13 protein-coding genes are annotated in these 23,527 nt (G+C 60.3%); 5 read left to right on the top strand and 8 right to left on the bottom strand.

The genetic code is table 11. The annotated features are described in order from the left end of the window. The first annotated feature begins 204 nt into the window (after positions 1–204). The 4 genes from BM216_RS34675 (at position 205) to BM216_RS22100 (ending at position 3,806) form a co-directional block, all read left to right on the top strand. Positions 205–1,764, top strand: a complete 1,560-nt coding sequence (locus BM216_RS34675; protein WP_244530264.1) for an ATP-binding protein — start codon at positions 205–207, stop codon at positions 1,762–1,764. Further along, positions 1,761–2,870 (top strand): helix-turn-helix transcriptional regulator, encoded by a 1,110-nt coding sequence (locus tag BM216_RS34670; protein WP_244530263.1) that lies wholly within the window; start codon positions 1,761–1,763, stop codon positions 2,868–2,870. Before BM216_RS34675 ends, BM216_RS34670 begins: the two co-directional genes overlap by 4 nt. A gap of 529 nt (positions 2,871–3,399) precedes the next feature. Further along, entirely contained in the window at positions 3,400–3,537 is a 138-nt protein-coding gene (locus BM216_RS34090; protein ID WP_177230865.1) for a hypothetical protein, read from the top strand. A gap of 86 nt (positions 3,538–3,623) precedes the next feature. Further along, positions 3,624–3,806 (top strand): hypothetical protein, encoded by a 183-nt coding sequence (locus tag BM216_RS22100; protein WP_093001382.1) that lies wholly within the window; start codon positions 3,624–3,626, stop codon positions 3,804–3,806. Between the two features lie 92 nt (positions 3,807–3,898). Here BM216_RS22100 and BM216_RS22095 read toward each other — a convergent pair whose 3' ends face one another. The 5 genes from BM216_RS22095 to BM216_RS22075 all read right to left on the bottom strand — a co-directional run bounded on the left by BM216_RS22095 (position 3,899) and on the right by BM216_RS22075 (position 15,271). Beyond that, positions 3,899–4,132, bottom strand: coding sequence for a hypothetical protein (locus BM216_RS22095; RefSeq protein WP_093001381.1), 234 nt, complete (start codon positions 4,130–4,132; stop codon positions 3,899–3,901). Between the two features lie 104 nt (positions 4,133–4,236). Next, entirely contained in the window at positions 4,237–5,037 is an 801-nt protein-coding gene (locus BM216_RS22090) for an SDR family NAD(P)-dependent oxidoreductase (RefSeq protein WP_093001380.1), read from the bottom strand. Between the two features lie 16 nt (positions 5,038–5,053). After that, positions 5,054–6,409, bottom strand: a complete 1,356-nt coding sequence (locus BM216_RS22085) for an aminotransferase class I/II-fold pyridoxal phosphate-dependent enzyme (RefSeq protein ID WP_093001457.1) — start codon at positions 6,407–6,409, stop codon at positions 5,054–5,056. A gap of 68 nt (positions 6,410–6,477) precedes the next feature. Next, positions 6,478–13,911 carry a type I polyketide synthase gene (locus tag BM216_RS22080; RefSeq protein ID WP_093001379.1) on the bottom strand — a complete coding sequence of 2,478 codons (7,434 nt, stop codon included), beginning with the start codon at positions 13,909–13,911 and terminating at the stop codon, positions 6,478–6,480. A gap of 178 nt (positions 13,912–14,089) precedes the next feature. Continuing rightward, positions 14,090–15,271, bottom strand: a complete 1,182-nt coding sequence (locus tag BM216_RS22075; protein WP_093001378.1) for a polysaccharide biosynthesis/export family protein — start codon at positions 15,269–15,271, stop codon at positions 14,090–14,092. Positions 15,272–15,696: 425 nt separating this feature from the next. Here BM216_RS22075 and BM216_RS33595 point away from each other — a divergent pair, with 425 nt between their 5' ends. Continuing rightward, positions 15,697–16,467: a DUF6030 family protein gene (locus BM216_RS33595; protein ID WP_143102821.1), complete on the top strand. Its 771-nt coding sequence runs from the start codon at positions 15,697–15,699 to the stop codon at positions 16,465–16,467. On the opposite strand, the gene BM216_RS22065 is transcribed toward BM216_RS33595, so the two are convergent. The 3 genes from BM216_RS22065 to BM216_RS22055 all read right to left on the bottom strand — a co-directional run bounded on the left by BM216_RS22065 (position 16,441) and on the right by BM216_RS22055 (position 23,449). After that, on the bottom strand, positions 16,441–19,896 hold the full coding sequence (locus BM216_RS22065) for a YhaN family protein (protein WP_093001376.1): 3,456 nt from the start codon (positions 19,894–19,896) through the stop codon (positions 16,441–16,443). The two genes, BM216_RS33595 and BM216_RS22065, sit on opposite strands and share 27 nt — an antisense overlap. A 2-nt stretch (positions 19,897–19,898) precedes the next feature. Next, entirely contained in the window at positions 19,899–21,134 is a 1,236-nt protein-coding gene (locus tag BM216_RS22060) for a metallophosphoesterase family protein (RefSeq protein ID WP_093001375.1), read from the bottom strand. A 122-nt stretch (positions 21,135–21,256) separates the two neighbouring features. Then, positions 21,257–23,449, bottom strand: a complete 2,193-nt coding sequence (locus tag BM216_RS22055) for an esterase-like activity of phytase family protein (protein ID WP_093001374.1) — start codon at positions 23,447–23,449, stop codon at positions 21,257–21,259. Positions 23,450–23,527: the final 78 nt, after the last annotated feature.

Below are 23,527 nucleotides of genomic sequence, written 5' to 3'. Positions count from 1 at the left end.
AGATCCGTTGATCTGTGGCCGACCCGGACCCGTCGCAGCAAAGACAGACCTGTGTAGAGATGGGAATTGCTCAATAATTATAAGTTGCTATCTTAGCGCTCTCGTATTGATCCATAATTCTTGAAGCACAGCCACTGGCACGGCCGCAAAAGCCATAATGCTTCACTGATTTGACTGACGATCACCTTGCGCATGGGACCCCCGATGCTGCTGGAAAGAGAAGCCGTTACGGAGAAGCTGCTTTCGACGTTGAAGGATGCTGCCTTGGGCCGAGGGCGCATCGTCGTTTTGGAGGGCGACGCGGGGATTGGAAAGACCGCTCTTCTTCAGCAATTCTCCGAATTGGTGGAAAGCGATTACATAGTCCATTGGGGTTGGAACGACCCGTTTACGACGCCCCGGCCCCTCGGCCCGCTGCAGGACATGGCGATCACGATTTCCCCCGAGCTGAGCAGCCTCTTGCGGCGAGCAGAGGCGCCGGATCTCATCTTTTCCGAATTGCTCAGTACGATTGTCACGTCACCGAAAACAATGATCCTCGTATTCGAAGATCTGCACTGGGCAGATCGTGCGACCTTCGACCTCATTCGTTTTCTGGGGCGTCGTGTCTCTCTTCTCAAAGCAATGATTGTTTTGACTGTGCGCGATGTCGATATCGGCCGAGATCACCCCATGACGCAGGTTCTCGGTGATCTTCCGGCCGCAGCTATGACGCGGCTTTCGATGGAGCCGCTGTCGCTTGCTGCCGTCACAGAGCTTGCGGGCGATGCGGTGCGTGGAGGAAACCTGCACCGCGCCACCGGGGGCAACCCATTCTTTGTCATGGAGCTTCTTGCAGATCAAAGTCGGGCTGATGGGCATCTGCCAATTTCTGTCCGCGATGCGGTATGGGCTCGCCTCTCGCGTTTGCCGGCAGGATTGCGCGAGTTTCTCGATGCGATCAGCGTTCTGCCGAGTGGCATCGCGTCTTCGATGATCCCGCACCTGATCGGCGATGAGGCGGAATATGTTGCCGACCAGTGTATCGAGCGGGGCTTTTTGCGCTGGGACGAAAAAGGATCCCTCGTGTTCCGCCACGAGCTCGCGCGGCAGGCGACGATTGAGAGATTGTCGCCGGTCGCAAGGCGCAATCTGCATGCGAGAATGGAGAGTATTTTGGCATCCTTGCCTGGTGGCGACAGCGATCCTTCCATTTTAGCTCAGCGCCTCCATCACGCCGGCTTGTCGGGGAATCCCGTGCACGTTCTGGAACTGGCGCCGAAGGCGGCCGCCCGGGCAGCCAAGCTTGGAGCTCACCAGCAGGCGGCAACGCATCTGACCGCGGCCCTTGAACATGTTGCGCTTGCTCCCTTGCCGACTGCCGCGCAGATCTACGAGGACTGGGCACATGAGACGTTTCTGGCGGGGACAACGTCAAGCGACCAGACGATGGAGGCCTATGAAACAGCGATCTCTCTCTGGCGCTCGCAGGACAATATCTACAAGGTCGGCCTCAACCTATGCCGTCTGGCCCGGCTTCATTGGCGTCGGGGAGAAACGCATCAAGCGGTCGACCGCACGGAGAAGGCCATAGTCGAGCTTGAGGCCCACCCAGTCAGTGGTGAGCTCGCGCTCGCCTACAGCACGCGCTCGCAGCTGTTGATGCTGCAGGACAGGTTCGAGGAATCGATTGAATGGGCAGGCAGGCGATCGAGCTGTCTGAACGATTGGACCAGGTTGAGACACGAATACACTCGCTCAACAATGTTGGGACATCGCTTATGATGCTCGGAATGACCGAAGGGGCGCGATTGCTCGAGGAAAGTCTATCTCTGTCGCTCCTGCACGGCTTTCACGATCACGCGTCGCGCGCCTATACCAATTTTTCCGAATGCTGCATGCTCTTGAGAGATTTTGCCAAAGCCGAAAAGCTGATTGTGGAGGGCACTGCCCTGTGTGTTCAGTTCGATCTCGATGGTGCGGCCCACTATCTCCTGGGTCGGCACGCGCAACTTCGGATGGAACAGGGGCGTCTGCACGAGGCTGAAACGATTGCTGAAGGTGTCGTTACAATGGACGGCTTTCCTCGCGTTATGCATTTGCCTGCGCTTTCCGTTCTCGCTCGTGTCAAGCTGCGGCTCGGGCAAAGGGAAAAGGCGCTCGAGCTTTTGCAGCGGGCGCTGGCCGAGGGGCTTTACACGGGCGAGCCACAAAGGATCATCCCGGTCAGATTAGCGTTGCTTGAAGCAGCTTGGCTCTCAGACGATAGCGACGCCGCCAAGACGCATGTGGCAGAACTTCTGCTGCTCGGCTCTGAGACGATGAACATGTGGGATCTCGGGGAAGTCCTTGTCTGGCAGCATCGTTTTTCGCTTGCGGCATCCCCGATATCGACAGCGGAAATTGCGGCGCCCCGTGCCGCCGAGCTCGCCGGAGACATCGAGCGGGCGGCGGACCTATGGTTGGCACTGGATCAGCCCTACGAAGCGGCGCTTTGCCTGCTTCAGGCGAGAGCTGAAGATGTTCGCCAAGCCCTCCCCCGCGCTGTGAAACTTCTGGATGATCTGGAAGCGCAGGGAACAGCCAGTTTCGCCCGAAGGCTTGGCATGCGCCTAGGTCTGGAAGACGTGATGCCGAAGAAGCGTCGTGGCCCCTATTCGTCATCCCGTCAGCATCCACTTGGCTTGACCCAATCAGAACAGATTGTGCTCGGTTCTCTTGTTGAAGGGCTAAGCAACAAAGAGATTGCCCGGGCGCTATCGCGGTCGCTCAGGACGGTCGAACACCAGGTGTCCTCACTATTGGCTAAATTCAACGCTGCCAACCGACTGGAAGTGCTGTTACGTGTTCGCAGCGAGCCCTGGTTAGTCGATCGAAACGCAGAAGGATAAGGCACAAGAGTAGTACCGGCGCCTCCACCCTCGTAGGATGGCTTTTTATGGACGAATGGTCCGTATGCTCGACTTCATTTTCGACATGCAAAGATGCTCCATCAGCAAAATCTTATTACGTGTTAGCCGTAAACAAGTCGTTGTTAGACCTTACAGAACCGCTTATAAGCGGATCCTAATCTTTCAGGCGACCAAGGTTTCCCCCGCCGAAAAAACAGCCACCTTTGCATCACAGCCCAAAGGTCTATTACTCACACGATGTCTGCATCTTTATAGTTGGTGACACGGGGCATATACTGGGTTTATCTCTAGTTTTAGATGCGCGTGCTGTGTGGCCAATCGACTAAATTCACGCATAGCCAACGATTTTGACGCCACAGATGCTTGTACTTGAATTACCCGCTGATACCGCCGAGATCTCAACCTAGAGGTGAGATTTCCGTCACGTCCGTCCTATCAAAGCTCTCTCGTTGCGAGGTTCAAGATGTTGACCAGGCCTGACAGTCACTCGGATGGGTTACTTCATCACGTGGCCCGTTTCATCCTCGCGCCAGGACGATTGGTGCTGGGTTTGATGACCGTTGGCGCGGTAATCATCCTTTTTGAAATTATCGGGTTTATCGACGACGCCCTCCCCGATGAGGAGAAGATCGGGGACTGGATTTAGCCGGACAACGACGCGCCGCTGTGCCTCATCGTTCTCCGGTGTTGTGGCCGTCGCCCACAGGACGCACAAGAAAAAAGGGATCAAGCATGCTGATGGAAACGGGTGGCTCCGCTGCAGGCGGTCCGAAAAGAGGTCGACGCGCCGATATCGACGGGTCGCAATCATGGGCAAAGCTCGCGCAGCAATGGTTGATCGCCATTGTCTTTCTCCCGGTCATCGTCGTCGCCATGCTGATCAAGCCTGAGTGGTTCACCACAAGCGATGAGTAGCTGACCTTCCGATCCGGGAACGAGACAGATTTCATGATCTCATCGGCCCCAGAGCGCCGGCCGCGTCCTGCCACCGCGACTGAAAACGGGATTTAACCGCCGCGCTGCCCGTCATATTTCAAGCTTGCCGAGAATACGCGTTTGCCGGGTTGGCTCCGGACGGATAATTCGAGGCTGAATATGCCTGTACCTGGACCTTCCATCAAAAGTGTCTCCATCATGAGTTGTTGGGCATATTTTGGAATTTGATCCAAAGACAGGTCTATACCTGTAAAATCGCGCACCATGTTCCCATCCACGGCAAGATCAAAATAAAATTTGGCCATCAACTCTCTCTCCGCTGGTCGCATCGTGAGTGGTCATTGCGGTGTGGTCAGCATGCAGCGACTGGCGCGTCTACACCAGAGATCCGCGCGTGACGCGATGTCTGCTAAAGCAAGCCGCCTGGCCGGCGCGTTCGAAACCGATACCATACCTCGACCAGCGGCTTGATAGCCGGTCCAAAGATCGAAAGTGCTGCGATCGACAGGCTGAAATAGACCCGCGCCCTGCGCTTGGTAATGCCGTTCACGATATCTGCTGCAATGCTATCAGCGGGGCGCGCCTTTACCTTACCCATTAGCATTTGCGCTTCGCGCGGGCGACAGTGAATCTCCCAGGCAAGTTGCGGCGTGTCGGTATCGGGGGGAAAGCATATTCCGACGGATATCCCATCCGGCATCGCCTCAAGCCGCAACGCATCGACGAAGCCAACAAGCGCGGACTTCGACCCGCAATAGCCCGCATAGGCGGGAATGCCGATAAGAGCGGCCGCGGAGGAGACAATCATGATGCGCCCCTCCCGCCGCTTCCGCATGCCCTGATAAACCGTCCTTACGGCATTGACCGCACCATGGAAGTTCGTCTCCCACATGGCCCGGAAGGCTTCATCGCTCTGCTCGTAGAACCATGCCGGATCAACAATACCCGCCGATACGACGAGGGTATCGCATGGCCCCTGGGCGGCTTCACAGGCAGAGATCGCAGCGGAAAGCGCTGTCGCATCGGCCACATCAGCCGCAGCCGAATAAACTGTGGCGCCGGTCGCCGCAGCCTTTTCAATCCGTTCATGCGCGGATTGTAGTTTTTCCGGATTGCGGGCGACGATCGAAACGGACACACCTTTCGCCGCGTAGATCTTTGCGACCTCAAGGCCGATGCCGCTCGATCCCCCCGTCACGACGACATGCATGGCGCCGCCCCTCACCCTAATTGTTGGGTGTCTGGAGCAGCGGAGAAAGCTGCATCATCTTTTCCATGTCGAGCGATGCCAGGCCGAAATTCCGTTCCTTAAGGGCCGCCAGCCTGCGTGCCGTGGCGTCCACCGCATGGCGGATCTGCTCCTCGGTGTGATTGCAGGTGATGAAGAAGCGCAGGCGCGCCATGCCTTCAGGAACGGCCGGGTGGATGATCGGCAGTGCATTAACGCCGTCCTCGAGCAGTTCGTTAGAGAGCTGCACGGCACGAAGGGAATCGCCGACCAAGACCGGCACGACCGAGAAGCCGACGCTCAAGCCCGTATCGAGCCCGGCCTTCTGGGCAAATTCCAGGAACAGTGCACCGTTGCGATGCAAACGTTCGGTCCGCTTCGGCTCGCTGCGCAGGATTTCGAGACCCGCCTTTGCCGCCATCGCCAGCACCGGCGCCAGACCGACGCTGTAAACGAAGCCGCCGGCCTCCGCCTTCAGGATATCCGCCAATGCCTGCGAGCCGGCGATGTAACCGCCGCAGCTGGACGTGGTCTTGGACAGGGTGCCCATCCACAGATCAACCTCTCTCGGATCGAGACCATAGTGTTCGAAGGTACCCCTGCCCGTCTTGCCGAGAACGCCGAGCGCATGAGCCTCGTCGACCATCAGCCAGAAACCGTAGCGGTTGCGAAGCTCGAGAAGTTTCGGCAGGTCGGCGATATCGCCGTCCATTGAATAGACGCCTTCGACAATCACCAGCACGCGGCGGAAATCGGAGGAGAGCGTCTTTAGGACAGTTTCGAGGTTCTCAACGTCGTTATGACGGAAGAGCCTTCGGGTCGCCCCGGACTGCTTGATACCGGCAAGCGCGCTGTTGTGGATGAACTCGTCATGTATGACGAGGTCCTGCGAACCGACAAGACAGCTGATCGCCGCGACATTGGTCAGATAGCCGCTGACGAAGCAGACGGCAGCCTCGACGCCATAGACCTCGGCCAGTGCCGCTTCCAACTCCGTGTGGACGGGTCTTTCACCGGCGACGACGCGGCTGGCGGAAGCAGAGATGCCGTAACGGTCGATCGCTTCCTTCGCGCGGCTCGTCACCAGCGGGTCGGTGTTCGTGCCAAGATAGTCATAGGACGCGAAATTGGCGAAGACCTCGCCACCCATCACGGTCGTGGCGCCGGCCGCGGCATCATGGGAACGATAGAAGGGATTGCCCACACCGATCATCTCGCCGATCTTCCGCTGCGTCTGTACGCGCTGATATTCCGGCAGCTGATCGAACTTCAATGCCTGGCGGACAGCTGCCTGCGGCTGGCGGTTCAACCGCGCTTCGCGATTGCGCCCGGATGTCTCGTTCGTCTGCCGCATCTGTTCGAGAAACCCCTTCTTGGCGTCTCCGCCGGAAGACGCCGTGGTTCCTCGCTTGTTTTTGTCAGTCACTGTGCGGCTGCTTTCTGCTGTGTCGAATGGCTCTTCACCAGGCGATCCAGGACGGCGTCCTGCGGACCAGAGTCGTCTTCATCATTGCGCTTGGAAACCCTTTCGCGCAGACGGGTGACAACATCGCTGACGGTCGTGTCTTCGCCAACGCCGCTCAGAGGAATATCAAATCCGGTCTTCTGCTGGAAGCTCATGCCGAGCTCCATCGCCATCAGACTGTCGAGGCCGACATCCTTGAGGATCTTTTCCGGCGTGATGCTGTCTTCGGTAACACGCAGGATGGTGGCGATTTCCGCAGCAACGATCTGATGCAACAGAACCTGGGCTTCGTCGACCGACTTGCCGCGGATGAGCTCTTCCAGGTCGATCCGGTCGCCATCGGCTGCAGCCTGCTGGCTTCCGGCCGCGCGCATCGCCGTCTCGAACAGGGAAGACGTCGCGATCGGCAGCATGCGGACCGCACTCCAGTCGACTTCGGCGATCATCACCGCCGCAGCGTCGATGGAGCCCGTGTCGGCCGCCATGTAGTTCTCGACCTGCTCCAGCGCGTCGCGCGCCTTCAACGCCGTCTTGCCGATGCGCTTGGACAGGAGTTCGTTGATCTCGGCATTGCGCGCCAGGAAGCCGGTATCGGCGATCGCGCCGAAGCCGACGGCAAGTGCCGAGAGGCCGGCTGCGCGGCGGGCGCGGGCAAGACCTTCGAGATAGCCGTTGGCAATGACGTAGTTGGCCTGCCCCGGATTGCCCAGCATCGTCGTTGCCGAGGAAAAGAGCAGGAAGAGCTCGAGATCGTCGCCGCGGGTCAGCTTGTCGAGAAGTTCGGCACCGCGAACCTTGACGTCGACGACCGGACGGTTGCGTTCATCGGTCAGGTTGGTCAGCAGCGCATCGTCGAGCACCATGGCTGCGTGGATGACGCCCTTGATGGGTGCTGCGCCGCGCAGTTCGGTGAGAAGGCCCGAGAGCGATTTTTCGTCGGTGATGTCGCAGGCATGCAGCGTGGCGGCGACACCGAGGCGCGCCCACTTTTCCAGAGCCCGGATCGTCGCCTCGTCGGCAATACCGCGACGCGAGCAGAGTGCGATGCGCCGCGCGCCCCTGGAAACCAGCCAGTCTGCGGCAACGAGGCCGAAGCCGCCGATACCACCGGCGACGAGGAATGTGCCCTCGCCGTCGAAACGGACGGCGCGATCAGTTGCCACGACAACGCGATCCTTGCCGCGCACTGGCGGCTGGATGACGATCTTGCCGATCTGGCCGGCATTCTGCATCAGGCGGAAGGCGCTGCCGATCTCGTCAAAGCCGAAGGCGCGATAAGGCAGAGGCGAAAGGTCACCCTTCTGGAACAGGTCGCCGATCTCCGTGAAAATCTTCTTCGTCACGGCCGGCAGGTTGACAAGCAACTGGTCGGCATCGATGCCGAAATAGCTGATATTGCGGCGGAACGGGCGCAGGCCGATCTTGCGGTCGGAATAGTAGTCGCGCTTGCCCAGTTCGAGGAAGCGGCCGAAGGGTTTTACCAGTTCCAGGCTTCGCTCCATCGCCTCGGAGAAGAGCGAGTTGAGTACCAGATCGACACCTTCGCCATTCGTCACCGCACGGACGCGAGAGACGAAATCAAGCGAACGGGAATCGAAGATGTGGTCAGCGCCGACCGTTTCGAGGAAGCGGCGCTTCTCGACGGTGCCGGCCGTAGCGATCACGGTCGCGCCCTTCAGCTTGGCGATCTGAAGCGCGGCAAGGCCGACGCCGCCGGCTGCGCCGTGGATGAGGATCGTCTCGCCCGGCTCAATATGGCCGAGCTGGACCATCGCGTAATAGGCGGTGAGGAAGGCTACCGGTACGGTTGCGGCAGCGGCAAAATCCAGCCTGTCGGGGAACTTCGTCACGCCATCGCGGCGGACGCGGACATGGGTCGAGAACGCCGCCGGGCCGATGCCCATGACGCGATCACCCGGCACAAGATCGGTGACGGCGGAACCGACACGTTCGACGCGACCCGACATTTCCATGCCGATCGTCGCGCCAGCAAAACCGTCTTCCAGCGCTTCTTCCGGCAGAAGACCCATGGACCACATAACGTCACGGAAATTGAGGCCTGCAGCCTCAACCGCGATAATGACCTCGTCACCGGCAGGCTCAGCCGTCTGGCAGGTTTCCCAGATGATGCTGTCGACGCGGCCGCTGACCAGCTGACGGATGGTGGCGGCCTCGAAATCGACGGTCGTCGTATCCGTTCCGGCGAAAGGACCGGAAGCCGCACGAATTTCGGCAAGCCCTTCGGCGGTTGCCAGCCATTCGCGGTTGCCGCCACGAACGGTGGCTATGCGATCGACGAGCGCTGCAGCCGCCGTGTCTTCTACGTCGACGAGATGGATATCGACGGCGTCATATTCGTTCTGGAGGACGCGAGCGAAGGTCCAGAGGCCTGCATTGCCTTCGTCGCTTTTCAGGCCAGCAAGTGGCGAGCCGCCGGGCGCGACGATCACAATCCTCGGGCGGCTCGAAAGCCCAACGGACTGGCGCGTCAGCGTTTCGGCGAGATGCTTGAAGCGGGACAAGCGAGCCACCTGAAGCGCCGACACGCTCTCATGGGCACCGCGATCCGCAAGGTAGGCGACGCAGATGACCCCTTCCCCGTTCGCCTCGAATGCCTGTTCCAGCACCGCGTCTGCAGTTACGAGCGTCGCATTGGCGAAGGATGGGGCGATCGACTTCTCTGCGGACGGTTCGGCGACCACGACCATATGGCCGCGCGTGCCGGCCAAAGCTTTTTCAGTCGATGCCGTTGATTGGGCCGAGGCCAGGATGAGTGCGCCCTGCTGTGTCTGTACTTCCTCGATCGACGGCGAGGCGAAGCCGAGATCCGAAAGCAGGCTCTCGATCTGCGCCGGCGTGCCGAGCTGACCAACCGGGAAATCCGCGGACTGGCTTGCCGCGAACCAGTCATCCGACAGTCCGAAGGCAAAGTCGTTGAATGCGGAGGGGGCGCGATCGGCGAACACGATCGCCGTTCCCTTGGAGGCAAGAGCACGGACGGCCTGACGCATATCGTCGTCACCGGCAAGCAGCGTCTGACTATACAGCCCGCCTGCGACGATGAGATCGACCTGCGAGAGACTGCCAAGGAGCTTGGGCTCGATCACGGATACATGGACGTTCTGCTCGAAAGCCAGTTCCAGCATACGTCGCGCGTTTTCGCGCGGCTCGACGATGACGAGGCTTGCGCCGATGGTAGCCGCCATGTGGGCAAGGCGTGTGCTGATCGACTCGCTGGTGGAACCGAGCTCGACGATGAAGCGCGTCCAGGAAGGGTTCGCCTTGCAAAAGCGTTCGGCCAGATCGACGGCGCTTTCTGCCCTGCTGCGCCCAAGCGGCGAGTGAACGAGGACATGATCCAACGTGGCTTCGCTGACATTGCGCGGCACCGCAGTTTCACCGTCGCCATGCAGGTTGACGAGAGACAGCCGCTCCAGCATGTCGCGATAAACGTCGTTGGCCAGAACCGCCTCGGCAACGCGAGCGGAATTTTCCCGGTAAATCTCCTGGATCAACTCGTCGACCTGCGGGAAAGCAAATTCCCGCGGAACCTTCCAGCCCGCGTCGAACGGTGCCGCGACCCCGGCATCCTCCAGCGTGAAGAGGCAGGAGGTCAAGAAACTGCGAAGCTCCTTGTCACCCGGCAATGTTGCCGACAGGACATTGCCGTCTCGATCGGCGAGCGACAGCGCAAACTCGTGACAGGCACGATAAATCGCAGCATCGATCATCAAGGATGCATTGTCCTTGGCAGTCACCGATACGCCTTCGGCCAAAGCCGGCAGCGTGATCTCCACGACCGACCGGCCAACCGTGATCGAGCTTGGCATGATCGCGCTTGGAACGGCCTCGAAGTGGAAGGCGACGGAATCCAGCGTGTGATGGCGGCGCAGCGAGGTGCGGCGGAAGCGACAATCGGCTAGAGAAGCGATCTGCTCACCCGCACTGTTGAACAGGCGGAAATTGACCTTGATCGAGAAGCTGCTGAAGCGCTCGATCTCGATCGTGGCCTTTGCGATCGTCTCGCCCTTGCCCGTTACGCGGACAGAGCCGAAACGGACCGGAATGTAGGGCGAGCCTGCATCGCTCCCGGACAGGCGATCAAAGAGCGCGACAAGCCCATGGAAGACGGCATCCACCGAGAACGGGTTGAGATTGTAACGGACATAGGGATGGGCCGGATCGGCAGCCTGCTTCAGATCCACGTCAACGATATTGTTGCCAAAGGAAACAGCTTTCGAAAGGAGCTGGAAGCGCGGACCGTATTGCAGGCCGAAGCGCTCGGCCGTCTCGTAGACTTCCGCCGACGAAAGAGCGGAACTGTCTCCCGAGCGCGCCACGCTCTCGAAACGAGGGGTCTCGTCATCCACCGGACGCCGACAACGGCCGACAGCATGAATCGTCCAGTCGTCGCTGCTCAGACGCTCACGCGAGCGGATCTCGATATTGCCTGTCTCCGGCGACAGGATCGTCGAAAGCTCGAGCATCCGATCGGGACGCAGTTCCAGCGGACGAACGATCTCCATGTTGGAGATTTCGATGTCATCGCTACCGAAATGCGCCTGGGCCGCCGTTACCGCGATATCGAGGAAGCCACTTCCCGGCAGGATGGCACGGCCATCGACCACATGTTCGGCAAGGTCAGGGAAAAGCAAAGCGTCGACATGGTTCTTCCAGTGAGAACCATTCGGGTCGCTGCGCCAGCCGAGCAGCGTATACTGGTTCTTCAGGTCGCGGCCGAAGACGTCGATCTCGTCCGTCGTTCCCGGCATCTTGAGCGAGACAGGCTCGAAAGGCAGCGGCGGCAGATCTGCCAGCGCATTGCGCTTGCCGCTGTGGCGGGACGGGGCGGGTACGGCGCCATGGGCAACCGCACGGGCAAAGGAGCGCGCGACCGGATCGCGGCCTTCCATCGAGGCTTCCCGCTGCAGCGTGCCGATGACAGTCGCTGGCTGCGCGTTGCTTTTAGCGATTTCGGAGACGTAGTTGGACAGGATCGTGCGCGGCGAAATCTCTATGAACAGATTGCAGCCGAGGTCGAGCGCCGTCTCGGCCGCCGAGCGGAACAGCACCGGCTCCCGGACATTGCGCCACCAGTAATCGGCATCGAGGCCGCGCCCGTCGTAGATGCCGCCGGTCACGGTGGATACGAAAGTACAGGCAGCACTCTGCGGCTCGATGGCCGGCAGGTCGGCCAGGAAGCCGGCGCGCGCGCTATCGATGATCGGATGGTGGAACGGATAGTTGATGTCAAGAATGTGGGCGACGACCTGGACCTTACGGGCAGCATCGCGGAAAGCCTGAATTTCTTCGACCGGTCCAGAAATAGTAACCGAGTTCGGAGCGTTGATCGCAGCAACGCAGATGCCGTGAAGACCATGGGCTTTGGCAAAGGCGGCGGCGGCTTCTTCGCCCATCACGACGGCTGCCATCTTGCCCTGGCCGGCAAAGAGATGCTGCGAACGCGAGCGCTTGGCAACGATTGCGACCGATTCAGCGGCAGTCAGCGCCTTTGATGCATAGGCGGCGGCGATTTCACCGACGGAATGACCAAACACGACATCCGGGCGTATGCCGTGGGCGGCAAGGCAGTCGGACAGCGCCGCTTGGACCGCAAACAGCAGCGGCTGGGCGATGGTCGCGTCGGCGAGCCGCGCGTTGATGTCGTCTGCGACGATGAGGTCCGTCAGCTTCTCGCCGAGATGATATTCGAACAGCGCGCTGAAGGACTGGAAATACTGGCGGAAATGGCTGTTTTCGCGATAGGCGTCGACGCCCATCCCGGCCCATTGCGCGCCATTGCCGGAAAATACGAAGGCGAGCTTGCCGACATGGGAAGGCGCTTCACCGCGCTCGCCATCGGATGCCTCACCTTCCAGATGAGCTTCGATGGCTTGCAGGACTGTCTCTTCGCTGCGAGCGTCGACGGCAAACCGATGTTTAAGCGCGTCCCTGTTGGTCGTCGTCGCAGCAACGATACGACGGGCTGCCGCGGGTTCTGCCGTCGACAGCCGCTTCCGGTAGTCCTCGAGCAGGGTCTGGAGCGCCGTCGCGCTGTGGGCGCTGGCCAGAAAGAGCACGTTGTCGCCCTTGGCAGCCGCATCGGCCTCATTTGAAGGCTCGGGATCACCGATAACGACATGCGCATTGGTGCCGCCGAAGCCGAACGAATTAACGCCGGCAAGCCGTGCTCCCTTGGCGGGGAGAAGCTTCAGCGCTGAGGTATTCACCCGCACATTGAGCGCGTCGAAATCGATGTCCTCGTTGGTCTTTTCGATATGCAGGGTCGCCGGAAGATAGTCGTTCTCGAGCGAGATCATCGCCTTCAGCAGGCCAAAGAGGCCTGAGACCGGTTCGGTATGACCGATATTCGACTTGATCGAGCCGATAGGCAGCGGCGCGCGACGGTTTTGGGCGATGACACTGCCGATCGCCCAGACTTCAGCCGGATCGCCTACGCGCGTGCCGGTACCGTGTCCTTCGATGAAGGCGACGCGGTTCACGTCGATGTTGTTGCCTTTATAGATTGAACGCAGCAGATCGGCCTGCGCCTCACGCGACGGCAGGCTGATGCCGTTCGTGCGACCAGAGGAGTTCACGCCTGTCGCATGAATGCGCGCGTAGCTCCGGTCTTTTTGCTGCTTTGCCCGATCGCTGCGGCGAAGCACGATTGCGGCGCCGCCTTCGGCGCGCACATAGCCATGGCCATTGGTGTCATAGGCGCGGCAAAGACCTTCCGGCGACAGCATGCGCGCCTGCGCAAAGCCGACGAAGGAGAGTGGATAGATCAGGATGTTCACGCCACCGACGATTGCCGTATCGATATCGCCACGCTCAAGCGCGCGGGCCGCCTGGTCGAGAGCGACCAGCGAGGACGAACAGGCCGTATCGATCGTCATGCTCGGCCCGTTGAGGCCAAAGACGTGGGAGACACGGTTAGAGACGATCGACAGCGTATTGCCGGTCATGAAATACGGGCTGCCGGAGGCCGGATCTTCTGCAGAGAGATTGCCCGATTCGAGGCTGGACGCGCCGATATAGACGCCAACCTTTTCGTTGGCGAGTGCGCTGGCTGGAAGATTGGCATCTTCCAGTGCTCTCCAAACCAGACGCAGCAGCACGCGCTGCTGCGGGTCCATCTGCATGGCCTCTCGCTGTGAAAGACCGAAGACAGCCGGGTCGAAATCATAGACGGAGTCGATCACGCCCGCGGCGTAAGTATAGGTCTTGCCAGGCGTGCCCTGAACGGGGTGCCAGAACCGCGCCAGATCCCATCGGTCCGAGGGAATTTGCGTGACGGTACAGCGCCCTTTTCTGAGGACTTGCTGAAGTTCCTGAATAGAGTTTGCGCCTGGGGCTACACAGGCTCTGCCAATTACTTCTATCGTCATCGTCACTCGGTGCTGCTTACAGCATTAATGGCGTAGGCGGATTAGGCCACTCTTAATAAACTTTAACAACATAGTTGGACCCAGTTGTCACGAGAAAAGCGCCGCAGGGTGCCTGTCAGAAGTTTTCAACAGGCACAATCACGGCGCGACAAAGCAATATACCGATCAATTATAACGATCAGTAATTGAGGTTCCTGGCTATGCCGGCACCCTGGGACGCGATGCCGACTGGCGCCCCTACCACGCGCAGGAACTTCGAGATATCGACCGACGGATGGCGCGAGGCGTAAATCACGTCGCGGCTCTTCACTGGGAAAGTCTGACCGACAAGCAGGCTGTCGCCGCGCGTCATGTCAAATCGATAGACGATCGGATAACGGCCTTCCTTGTCCGGCTGCATGCCCTTGCGCACCATCTGGTCGAACCGTTGCTGTCCCATCAAACCAAGGACGATTTCCGGATCTTCGTAACGGAACAAGAAGTAGCCAGCGGGATCGGCGGAGTTATCATTACCTCCGCGGCCAAGCGCAACAGCCTCAAGCAGATTGAGGTCATTTGCACCAAACTCGATACGATTGTTTGCGTTTACCGAACCGAGAATGGTGAAGGTGCGCGGATCGCGCGATACGAAGATCTGGTCGCCCGGTTGAACGTAGATGTTTTCGCTCGGGTTTTCGATGATCGACTTCAACAGAGCGGTGCCGGTACGCTTGTTGCGGACAAGCGTGACATAGCTTTCGTAAGCTTGTGCCTGGGGGCCACCCGCCTTGGCAATGACATCTGTGATCTGCTCACCGGTTAGATTGAGCGGAATTTCTGCAGACTTCCCAACAGCACCAGAGACGCTTACCGAGCGGGACGGCGTACTCATACTGGTGACGATGACATCCGGTTCGACAGCCTTGCTCCTCAAAGCGGTGAGAATACCCTGTCGCGCCTCTTCAAGCGTTTTACCTGCGAATCGGACGGTTCCGACGTAAGGGATTGCGGCCGTTCCATCCGGCTGAACGACTACGCCGATCGGCGTCTGCTTCTGTTCGCTGGTGGAAAACAAGCCATCGGAACCGGCTTCGAAAATCGTCACCTTGAGCTCGTCGCCGACACCGATCACGGCGCGGCCAGGGCCGCCGCCGCCCATGCCGAATCGACGCTTGAATGCTGTGGAAGCATAGTCGGAAACGAGACGCGCCGAACGTGCGTCGACATCCATGATATCGAAAACAGCCGCATTGAGGCGACCAACTTCGGCCGGGGACTGCCCCGCCTCCTTGTTGATTGCAGACGCCAGGGGGCCCTCTCCAGGCACGGCCTGACAACCAGCCAGGGCGGCGCAGATCACAATCGCAGTCACTCGAACCAAATCTCGACACTCCAAGGCAAGGCTAAACAAGCAATTTTCTCTGCTTCTTCAACCTAGAATTCGACGCCCTTGAAAGCACACCGGACGACGAACAACAAGCACCATGACTTTGGCCATACCCAAAATAAGCGAGGGTGCGGTTTTATGGCCATAGTCTGTAGCAAACCGATATCAATAGGCGAACCTATAAAGGTTGATTTAAATGCCTGCTAACCAACGTGGTTAACGGCAGTCCGAGGCACACAAAAACTCCCCGCCAATCGGCGAATCAGTTTTGGACAGGTACATGTTTCCTGTGGCAAAGCAGGTTCAACAAATCTGGAGCTGGAACCGTACAGATGTCCCCAGTGGACAAAGCAGAAGCATTGACGCCCTTGATGCGCCTGCGGCGTCGGCGACGAGCGTTTCGAATATTCGGAGCGCTTATGGCCTTGGCAATTTTCCTTCTGGCCGGGACGGTTCTTTCGGTCAATCACGGTCGAAATTATTCTCGCCTTGTCGAGTGGCTTGGGCTCGATGAGTATTTGATCATGGTTCAACCACCTGCCAGCGTGGCTCCAAAGCGCACTCGTCGACTTGGCCCTACTGCAGCGTTCCCAGCCCGGCTCGTGGCAAAGCATGCTGAAGAACTGGTGCGGCTTATCCGATCCCCGAGCCAAGCCGCCTATGACCGATGCCGTCAACTGGGTGTAGGCGGCGATGCTGCACCGTCATTCCAGGCGTCCGGGAACGAATGGGAGTGCATTCTTTCCCAGGAATTGGGTTCAACGCCGGAGCCGGCGGTTCTTTTTGTCCAGGCAAGGGGACTTTCCCCTGATTCGTTTCGCAGCTTCCGGATCAAGCTCAGCCTGCTCGACCCATCGCAGGACGACAATCTTCTTCGCCTTGCGCTTGATTCGATCGATCGCTTCGGCCTGGCGCTCTCGCCCGATAGCCGCCGTTACATCGAGGAGCGGATTGCAGCGCGAAGAAATTTCTCCTCGCTGCTGGAAAATTACCGGATCGTCTTTGAGCGGGAGAGAGACGACGAGAAGCGTTTCAACCTGCTGATCGTCCCGCTTTCATCCTCGACGACCTGCATGTCTCCCCGCCCAAAGAGCGAAGGAATGCTGATGCGCGCGACTATCGTCAGCGCCAGGCTTGGCTGCTTATCATTCCCCGACAAGACGTCAGGACAAGCCATCCAACCGGACTAAGTCGAAAGTCTCCCCAAGCTCTCGCCGCGCCGTCTCGACAAGGCTCGTCTGGTGGGTGAAGAGGATTGTCTGCGACATGGCTTCGCCGCCTGCGAGCGTGCGCAGGCCAGCGGCCGTTCGTTCGTCGTCAAATGTCTGGAAGATGTCGTCGAGCACCAGAGGCGCCGGTTCGTTGCGTGCACAATAATCTTCGAGGAATGCCAGGCGTAGGGCCAGATAGAGCTGATCGCCTGTCCCCTCGCTCAGGCCGCCCAACGGCACCTGCTCGCCGGTGCGACGCTCGACAGCCAGCTGCAATTCGTCATTGTCGTCGTAGATTTGCAGGAGCCGGGCAAACCGGCCGCCGGTCAGTTGTGAAAAGATGTGGCCTGCCTGCTTCATCACCGGATCGGCCTGACGCTCGCGATAGCTCTCCATCGATCCTGCAAGTAGCGCACTTGCGAGCTTGAGCACGACCCAGCGCCGGCCCAGTTCACGCGCATCCTCTTCAGCGGCCCGTCTGTGGAAGACTGCCCTTTCGGCGCCGATTCCCGTTTCGAGTGCCGAGCGGCGACGCTCGACATCCGCTTGAGCTACGCCGAGGGCGCGCAGTCTCTCGATCTGCCGCTCCTCTTCTGCGGCGAGTTCCTCGATCCTGACGCTGGTTGCGACGCGATCGAAGCCGTCAAGCGCGAGACGAACCTGCTCTTCCTGCAAGCCATCTGCCTGATCAGCGAAGCGGGCACGGGATTGGCGAAGGTCACGCTGCGCCTCCGCCCGTGCCGTCAGTTCTTCCATCACGGTGGCTAGTTCCGCCTGACTGCGGCCGACACGATCAGCCAGGGAAGCGAGCAGCTCTCCAATACTCGTGGCATCCGAAGCGGCCCTTGAGTGGGAAAGCTCCACCCGTTCCAGGGTCGCCACCAGGACCTGCCGCTGGCTATCCGACGTGCGCGCGTCCGCAGCCCTGGTGTTCAGCATTCCAACGGCGACATCCGCGGGCAGCGCAGCGAGATCGACGGAAACCTCCTTGCAGAGCGCCTCCACGGCCGTCTCGAACTCTTCCATATCACGCGCCATGCCCCGCACTCGGCGATTGCGGTTCTCCCGTTCCGAGAGAAGATCCGGAATCAGGCGCCAGACGTCGAGGCTGGCGAGCGCCATCTCCGTCGTGGCATGCTCCGGCAATCCGACCGCACTTGCTGACGAGGCGAAATTCATTCGCCAAAGCTTGATCCTGCCCACCAGATCCGCTTCGGTCTCCTCGAGCCGCCCGAGCGTTTCTTGCGCCGCCGCCCCCAGTCGTTCCAGCGAGCGCCCCTCGGTCCAAAGCCTGCTAGCCTCCTCGATCCGGCGCTCGATATCTCTTGCCAGCGCAGCGGGCGGCATGCCGGCGGCCATGACGCCAAGACCTTCAGCCAATGCGGCGAGCGCCGGTCTCAGCGCCTCATCTTTCAACCTAAGAGCTTCGGCAGCATCGCGCACCTCATCCAGAGCAGCTTGCCGGGCGCCAAGCCCGTCGACCGCCCTGCGCCATTCGATCATCTTGTCAGGCGCGGCCGGGGCAACGGGCACGTCTTCGAACAGATCCTCGAATTCCGTCAGCGCATCGGCTGCCGCGATATCGGCTTCTTTCGCCTGCTTCTCCAACATGACGATCGATCGATCGAGATCATTTCGGCGCAACGTCAGTTCGGCGTGCCGGGAAACCCGCTCGGCATCTGCAAGCGCGGTGTCGGATAGCCTGTCTGTCTTTGCCGTGGCTGTTCGCAGAGCCTCAATATCAGCGACGTTCGGGTCGGTGGTGATCCGGTCGAAAATGGCGTCGCGTTCGGCTCGCGCCGCTTCGACATCGGCCCGCGAGACGAAGCCACTCTCTGCTTCCAGCGTTTCGAGCTGAGAAGCTAACTTGCCGGCATCCTCGACACGCGCCGACAACTCCTGCTGCCGATTGCGGTTTTCCGCCCTGGCTGCCTCGATAAGTCCCTTATGCTTGTTCAGTGTAACGATGTCCGGCAGCGGTGTCGCCAGGAGACGTTCCACGTCCCTGACCGGCGGATCGAGGCGACCGGCAGCGGCCGCGAGATCGGTTTCGGCTCGGGTGACCCGGACCGTCAACGCTTCTTTCTCGGAAAGAGCCGCGATATCCGGCCGCAACGCCGCAAGCTGGTCGGCCCAGGGTCTTGGGTCGACAACCCTCACGCGCCCCGCATCTGCGTTAAGACGGCGCAGAGCATCACGCTCCTCCGCGATCCGCTGGCGCTGCTGTTTCAGGCTGCGATCAAGCGTCGTGCCCTCCTCCACCATCTCCCGCAGTCGAACGAGATCTGCGTCGGTCGGCTGGGCGCGTTCGAGTTCGGCAAGGCCGGAGAAACCCAACCGCTTGGCGGCCTGCAGAAGTTTCTGGTCGAAGCCGTCCACTTCGTGGCGCACGCGGGCGATATCCTCGCGGGCATTGACGTAGACGCCGGTGCGGGCATGGGCGGCGATGATGCGTGGCGCTGCGGCAAGCAGTGCTCCATCGACATGCAATGCGGCGAGATCGTCCTTCAATCGCCCCATCTCGACGTCAGCCGTGCGGAGCATCTCGGCATTCTGGCGGGCATGCTCGATCGCGTCGGCAAGCTCGCCGGCAAATCCTGCCGGCAGGTCTGCTAGATGATCGTAACCTCCAAGACGCTCGCGCTCGCGATCGATTTCGGCCAGGACCGGCTCAAGCTGCATCAGTTGCCGCAGGCTTTCCAATTCGCGTTTCGTCGCCTCTCGCTCGATGCGAATGGCCTTTACCGCTTCTTCTGCCTCGGCCTGCTCCTTCAGCAGCCCTTTCCAGTCGCTTGCCTTCAGCTCACTCTCGCGCTCGGCCCTGCGCGCCTCGTCATGCGCATCAAGCGCCTGATAGAAGAGCCGGTCCTTGGACTTGCGTTGGGCATAGATACCGTCTGCCTCAGCCTCTAGGGATTTGCGCAGCCCCGAAAGCCCCGTGAGTCCCGATGCAGCAGAGAAAAGCAGGCTGCCGATCTCGCCGCCGCTTTTCAGCATCATGTCGCCGCCGTCGCGCAGGGAACCAGAATTCAGACCGAATGCACGCTCGAAGACATCGCGCGAGAGCGTGCCGAGGAATGGCACCAGCGCATCATCCAAAAGAGCACTTTCCGCGTCGCTATCCGCAAGCAACGTATTCTTGCGTCCCTTGCGGCGACGAAACTCGAGTTCACGTCCATCGCGGGTGACGAGCCGGGCACCGACGCGAAGCGAGGCGCTGTCATGCAGGAAGCCGTATTCCGATCGATCCGGAAAACCGAAGAGCAGATCCGAGATGGCCGACAGTGCCGAGGATTTGCCGGCCTCGTTCGGGCCGTAGACAATATGCAACCTGGCATCCGGGCGGAAGGTCAGGCGGCGGTCGGTGAGCGCGCCGTAGCGAAGAATGTCCAGTCGTTCGAAACGCATGCTCAGCCGGCCCTCGCGGCTCTAGCCAGAAGAAGGTCGCGGGCTTCGGCCAGAAGCGTGTCGAGATCGGCGCCCAGCGGAAGGTCGTCGGCGCCGAGCCCGCCCGGCAGGCGCGCTGCGATTTCAGCCACCCTTGTGCTTGCCTCATCGACGACTTCGGAAGAGAAGCCATCCATCGAGATCAAGCCTTCGAGGCCGAGCACCGCAGCACCATCGGCGACCGTTTCCTGGTCCGGCACCATCCGCAGGTCGAGCTTTTCCAGCCAGATATCGGCGTGCGTGCGATGGCAGGCCGCTTGGACCTCGTCGCGAAAGTCCCCTGCCCGCGCGAGGATCTCGCGGCGGTAGCGGCTTTTTCCGCCAAGCCGGACGCGAAGCGCCAAGGGACGCTCCTCCATGTTCTCGACGATCGTATCGAGAGCGTCTTCGATCCGACGGAGAATGGCGGGCACGCCCTCTTCTGCTGCAAGATCGATCGACACCTCGGCAAAGCGGGCACTGTCGGTAATCAAGCGTTCATGGCTGACACGACCATCCTCCACCGTTACCAGCACGGCGCCCTTTGCCCCCTGTTCTCGGATCGAGCGGCCCTGAATGTTGCCAGGGAAGACGACGAGCGGGTCTCGCGAGACGATCTCAAAATCATGGACATGGCCTAGCGCCCAATAATCATAGCTGCGCGAGCGCAAGTCCTCGAGCGAGCACGGTGCGTAGGTGGCATGCGGTTCGCGGCCGGTCAGCGACGTGTGCAGCACGCCGATGTTGAACCAGCCGGCCTCCGGCTTCGGATAGGCAAGTGAAAGGTTTTCGGTCGCCGACCGGTCGGCAAAGCCTTGGCCATGCAGTGCCACCTTCAGGTGATCCAACTTGAACGTGCCCGGCTTGTTGGTTGGAAATTCGCTGACATTCTTCGGCAGTGTGATCGTCCTGGTGATGACGCTCTCCGCATCATGATTACCCTTCAAGAGGAAAACCGGGATGCCGGCGCGTTCCAGCCGCGCGATCTCGCGATTGAAGAACAGCCCGATCTTGTTGTCTTTCCAGTCGCCGTCATAAACGTCGCCAGCGACGATAAAGAAATCGACCTTTCTCGCCACGGCCTCGTCAATCAGCATGGAAAAGGACTTGCGGCTTGCTTCGACGAACAGCTCAGCAAGGCCCGCATCCTTCAGCGCCAGCCCCTGGAAGGGACTGCCGAGATGCAAGTCTGCGGCATGGATGAAGCGGAAGGCGGTCATCGAATCGTCTCATGCGAACACATCGGGAACGCAAGACTTAGGACAGGACCGAGCAATAAAAAAGGCCAGGCATGGAAATGCCTGGCCTTTTCCTGTTGATGCGCGTGCTTAAGACACCGCGATCAGTTGGTGGCCTTCATCTCGACAGGCAGGAACAGCGTCTCGCCGGAGCTATCGTCCACGCCGTCGTTGTCGGTCACCATGAAGGCCTTTCCGGACTTGTCGAAGGCAAAGCCTTCCAGCTTGTCGAGAACATAGCCGTTGGTGGCATTCTTCAGCTCGGGGAGAAAGTCATGGACCTCTTCCTTGGTGACGACAGGCAGTTCGCCCCCGAGTGTGGCAGGCTTCAGATCCTTAAGGGCGACGCGATACAGCTTTTTCAGCTTGGCGGCGTCGCCAATCAGATTGTCGCGCTCGACGATGTAGAGGTAATCACCGTTGGCGGTGATCTCGGACAGGCCGACCCAGCCCTTGTCAGCCTTTTCGAGCGGATAGCGGACGGCTGCCCATTCCTTCGACTTCGGCTTGTAGGACAGGAGCTTTACCTGGCCCTTCGGGTCGTCCTTCCACTCGCGCTGGATCGCCATCCACAGCGTCAGCTCGTCGCCCGAACCGACGGCGGTCACGCCTTCTAGGCCGTAGCGGCTCTCACCGGCGAGAAGCTCGGCGGGAAGGCCGACCTCGGTCTTGATCTCGCCCTTGGCATTGACGTTGTAGAGGCCGTGGCCGACGAGCTTGGCACTGTCACCTTCCGAGACCAGCCAGAAGCCGCCCTTTCCGTCGAGCGCGATGCCTTCGATGTCGAGCTTCTGGGCCGGCTGGCCGTTGCGCGTGACGCGAAGGACACTGGTGATCTCGGCCGGCTTCTTCGCCGCATCGATGGTGAAGATCGACGGCTGCATGGCGTAGACGCTATCGCTGACGGCATAGACAATGCCATCCTTCTCGGCGTCACCGACGAGGCCCGACAGCGCGCCCCAACCGATCACCTTTCCGTCGACATCCTTGGAAACGAGCGTCGGATAGGCCTTTTCGCCTTCCGCCAGTTCGTAGAGCATCACATGCGAGCGGGGACCGCCGTCTTCGCCGAGATCGGCTTCGTTGGCGGAGGCGAGCAGGTTGCGGCCGGGAATGGCGACGGCGCCTTCCGGCGAAACACCAGACGGCAGAAGCTGCACGAGTTCAGGCTCGGCGCCGGTGTCCTTGTAGACCGCGATCATCGAACCCCGTTCGGAGAGCACGAAGAAATACTGCTGGCCGTTAAAGATCGCGGCTTCCATGCCTTCGGGCTCGATGCCCTTGTTCTTGGCGCGCTTCTCCGGGAAATGGCCATGGCGGGCTATCTCGTGTTCGAGCGTCATGCCGGCATCATAGAGAACCTTGCCGGAGCGATCGAAGATGGTGAAGCCGCGCGAACCGCCCTTGTAATCGCCTTCGTTGGCGATGACGAGGCGGTCGGTCCCGAGCCACTTGACGGCGTCGGGCTCACGCGGGACGGCAGTCAGCTTGCCGGTGAAATTCATCGAGCTATCGGTCTTGGCATCGACGCCTTCCAGATCGACCGTGCCGGCCGTGAAGTGGCCGGTGACCTTGGCGTTCTTTGAGTCGATGATGATGACGTGATTGTTTTCCTGCAGCGTCAGGGCGATTTCGCCATTGGCGTTGATGTTGACGAATTCCGGTTCCGGATCTTCAGGCGCGACGGTAGCGAGGCCGGTGACGTCGACGCGCTTGATGCTTTCACAGGCGGGCACACCATCATGGAGCGCCATGATCAGCAGTTCGCCGGCGGGAAGCTGCGGCAGGGCGCCGTCGTTAAGGTCTTCGTCGCGCTGGTTCTCGATGGCGATGGCGGCAAAGCTGCCGTCCGGCGCCACGACGACCGAGTCAGGCTGACCGGCGAGATCGCAGGTCATTTCCATCTTCTTCGAGGCGATATCGACCACGCCGATCCGGCCGGCGGGCTTCGTGAGGTCCTTGGTGTCATCAATGGTGACGAGGACCCTCGTACCTGCCGCTGCAACCGAATTCGGCTCGCCGTCGATGGCAAGCGAACCGCCGGCCTTCGGGGCCTTGGCGTCTGTGATGTCGATGAATCCGATCGTGCCGCCCGGGGCGTCGGAATAGATCAGCGTATTGCCGTCCTTGGTCGCCGTGATGATTTCCGACGATGTCGGCTTATCCTTGCCATCGGCCGGCAGATTGCTGGCGACCGGGAATGAAGCGATACGGTTGAAAACCTGTTCGGCGCCGGCCGGAACGGCGACCGAAGCCAAAAGCGTCGCCGTGAGCGCGATGCGTATAGAGAATGTCATTGGGAAGCCCTCCGTGAAACCACAGATGGGCTTTTGGTCCAGTGTCATGACAACCGCATGACAATTCCGGTTATCCAT

The sequence above is a fragment of the Rhizobium sp. NFR07 genome (assembly GCF_900111905.1).
GTDB lineage: Bacteria > Pseudomonadota > Alphaproteobacteria > Rhizobiales > Rhizobiaceae > Neorhizobium.
Note: the sequence above shows the minus strand (reverse complement) of the source record. Positions and strands in the feature narration are given on the sequence as shown.